Raw genomic sequence first — 3,388 nt, forward strand, 5'->3', positions numbered from 1 at the left:
CCGCTCACCTCTCCCTTGTTCACCTCTCCCTCACCCACCCCTCCCCGCTCACCTCTCCCTCGCTCTCCGTTCCCTCCTCCGCCGTACCCTCGACCAGGAGCACAGCCCATGAGAACGCACATCACCCGCCGACTCCTCGGCGCCCTCGCCGTCGTCTCCACTCTCGCGCTGACCGCCACGGCCTGCGGCTCCGACGCCTCGGACGGCGGTGGCGACAGCGGACCGAAGGACGTCGCGGCCGCGCTCGAGAAGGGCGGCAAGGTGACCGTGTGGGCCTGGGAGCCCACGCTCAAGAAGGTGGCGGAGGACTTCGAGAAGAAGTACCCCAAGGTCGACGTGGAGCTGGTCAACGCGGGCACCGGCGACAAGCAGTACACCGCCCTGCAGAACGCGATGGCGGCCGGCTCCGGCGCCCCCGACGTGGCGCAGGTCGAGTACTACGCCCTCGGCCAGTTCACGATAGGCAAGTCCGTCGAGGACCTCGCCTCCTACGGCGCCCAGAAGTACGGCACGACCTTCACCTCCGGCCCGTGGAACGCCGTCACCGAGGACAAGGCCGTCTACGCCCTGCCGATGGACTCGGGCCCCATGGCGTTCTTCTACAACAAGAAGGTCTTCGACAAGCACGGCATCAAGGTGCCGACGACCTGGGACGAGTACGTGGAGGCGGCCCGTGCCCTCCACAAGGCCGACCCCAGGATCTTCATCACCAACGACACCGGTGACGCCGGTGCCACCACCAGCCTCATCTGGCAGGCCGGCGGCCGCCCGTACCGGACCGACGGCACGGACGTCACGATCGACTTCGGCGACGAGGGCACCAGGAAGTACACCGCGACCTGGCAGAAGCTCCTCGACGAGAAGCTGGTCGCGCCGATCAGCTCGTGGAGCGACGCCTGGTACAAGGGCCTGGCCGACGGATCCCTCGCCACCCTCTCCATCGGCGCCTGGATGCCGGCCAACCTGACGTCCGGGGTCGCCTCCGCGTCCGGCGACTGGCGGGTCGCGCCGCTGCCGCAGTGGACGAAGGGCGACAAGACGAGCGCGGAGAACGGCGGCAGCTCGCTCGCCGTGCCGAAGGCCGCCAAGAACAAGGAACTCGCCTACGCCTTCACGGAGTTCGCGACCACGGGCGCCGGAGCCAGTGCCCGGGTCGCCGCGGGCGCCTTCCCCGCGACGCGCGCGGACCTGGAGTCGAAGGCGTTCCTCGACACCCCCTTCCCGTACTTCGGCGGCCAGCAGGCCAACCGGATCTTCGCCGAGTCCGCCCGGAACGTCGGCGAGGACTGGTCCTACCTGCCCTACCAGGTGTACGCGAACTCGATCTTCAACGACACCGTGGGCAAGGCGTACGTCTCCCCCACCACGCTCACCGACGGCCTGAAGCAGTGGCAGGAGGCCGGCGTGACGTACGGCAACGACCAGGGCTTCACGGTCAACAAGTAGCCGGAAGCGCACAGCCGCGTTTCCCGGCGCACGGCGGGTCCCGGTCGACGAGACCGACGCACGCGCGCGTAGCGTGAGGTGTGTCGGCTCCGTCGTCTCTCACCTGGAGATCCGCCTGTGTCCAGCGCCGCCCCGACCCGTACCGCCGTCGTCGAATCCCTCATGGACCGCTTCCCCGGAGTCCCTCCGGAGGCCGTGTTCAAGGAGGACCTGCTGCGCGGCGGGCTCGCCTTCGACCCGTCCGCGCTGTCCGGGAACGAGGGGGGCGAGGTGAAGCCGAAGTCGTACTTCATCTTCTCCTTCGACCATCGCACCCTGCCGGAGCTCGGGGAGGCGGCGCTGAACCGCCCGCCGGAGGAGATCGTGCTCACGGGCGGGCCGTACGGGCTCCGCCGCACGGTGGTGTCGGTACGGGTCAACCCGTCGTCCCCCTACCGGGTGGCGCCGGACGGCGACGGGGCGCTCGCGCTGTTCCTCGACGGCGTCAGGATCGCCGACGTCGGTCTGCCGCCGATGCCCGAGTACTACCGGCACCCGCTGGCGAACGGCAAGTCCGTGATGGAGGTCGCGCCGACCATCCAGTGGGGCTACCTGATCTATCTGACGGTCTTCCGGGTCTGCCAGTACTTCGGCGCCAAGGAGGAGTGCCAGTACTGCGACATCAACCACAACTGGCGCCAGCACAAGGCGGCGGGCCGCCCGTACACCGGGGTGAAGCCGGTCGACGAGGTCCTGGAGGCGCTGGAGATCATCGACCGCCACGACACGGCCCGTACCTCGACCGCGTACACCCTCACGGGCGGGGCGGTCACGTCCCAGGTCGGCGGGAAGGACGAGGCCGACTTCTACGGTCAGTACGCGCGGGCGATCGAGGAGCGGTTCCCCGGCCGCTGGATCGGCAAGGTCGTCGCGCAGGCACTGCCGAAGGAGGACGTGCAGCGGTTCCACGACTACGGCATCCGCATCTACCACCCGAACTACGAGGTGTGGGACCGCCGGCTGTTCGAGCTGTACTGCCCCGGCAAGGAGCGCTACATCGGCCGGGACGAGTGGCACCGCAGGATCCTGGACTCCGCCGAGATCTTCGGGCCGCGCAACGTCATCCCGAACTTCGTCGCGGGCGTCGAGATGGCCCGGCCCTCCGGCTTCCTGACGGTGGACGAGGCGATCGCGTCCACCCGGGAGGGTCTGCGGTTCTTCATGTCGCGCGGGATCACGCCCCGGTTCACCACCTGGTGCCCGGAGCCGACGACCCCGCTGGGCCGGGAGAACCCGGACGGGGCGCCGCTCGAATACCACCTGCGGCTGCTTGAGGCGTACACGGCGACGCTGGAGGAGTACGGACTGACGGCACCGCCCGGGTACGGGCCGGCCGGTCCGGGGCGCGCGGTGTTCTCGGTGAGCTCGTTCATGGACGCGCTGCCGCCGGCGCCGGGCGAGTAGCCGGGCGCGGGAAAGCGAAGGAGCCGGTGCCCCTCGGGGGTACCGGCTCCTTCGCGAAGGTGGGGTCGGGCTCGGCCGCGTCGGGCGGCGAGCTCCTGCCTGATGCCGGCGGCGCAGGAGGCGGCGGCCGGACACGACCATCTGACCGAGGCGTACGCGGACGCGGCGGTGCACGCGCCGATCGCCCCGGTCGCGCTCCGGGACGAGAGGTTCTCCTACCGGCTCGACGTGGTCCTGGACGGCCTGGAGGTGCGTTTGCCACGCTGAGGGGAGGCGGGGACGGGGGCTTCCGAGGCGGGGACTTCGGCGGAGGAGACCTCTGCGGCGAGGGCTTCGGCGACGGAGCCCCCTGCGGCGGGGACCGCGGCCGCGGAGACCTCGGCGGCGGGGACTTCGGCGGCGGGGTCGGCGGCGGGGACTTCGGCGGCGCAGCCCCCTGCGGCGGGGGCGGGCGTCCGCCGGCCCGGGGCCGGGTCCGCGCGCGGCCACAGCCTCGCCG

General features: G+C 71.0%; 3 protein-coding genes. All 3 read left to right on the forward strand.

Annotated features, from left to right (window positions below):
- Positions 1-108: 108 nt before the first annotated feature.
- The gene (locus AOK00_RS33415) at positions 109-1,446 is read left to right on the forward strand and encodes an ABC transporter substrate-binding protein (protein WP_055603899.1); all 1,338 of its coding nucleotides are present in this window, start codon (positions 109-111) and stop codon (positions 1,444-1,446) included.
- Between the two features lie 162 nt (positions 1,447-1,608).
- Positions 1,609-2,889, forward strand: coding sequence for a radical SAM protein (locus AOK00_RS33420; RefSeq protein ID WP_055603900.1), 1,281 nt, complete (start codon positions 1,609-1,611; stop codon positions 2,887-2,889).
- Between the two features lie 102 nt (positions 2,890-2,991).
- The gene (locus AOK00_RS37860) at positions 2,992-3,156 is read left to right on the forward strand and encodes a hypothetical protein (protein ID WP_216822286.1); all 165 of its coding nucleotides are present in this window, start codon (positions 2,992-2,994) and stop codon (positions 3,154-3,156) included.
- Positions 3,157-3,388: the final 232 nt, after the last annotated feature.

Origin of the sequence: Streptomyces aureus, assembly GCF_001418135.1 — a bacterium.
Lineage (GTDB): Bacteria > Actinomycetota > Actinomycetes > Streptomycetales > Streptomycetaceae > Streptomyces > Streptomyces aureus_A.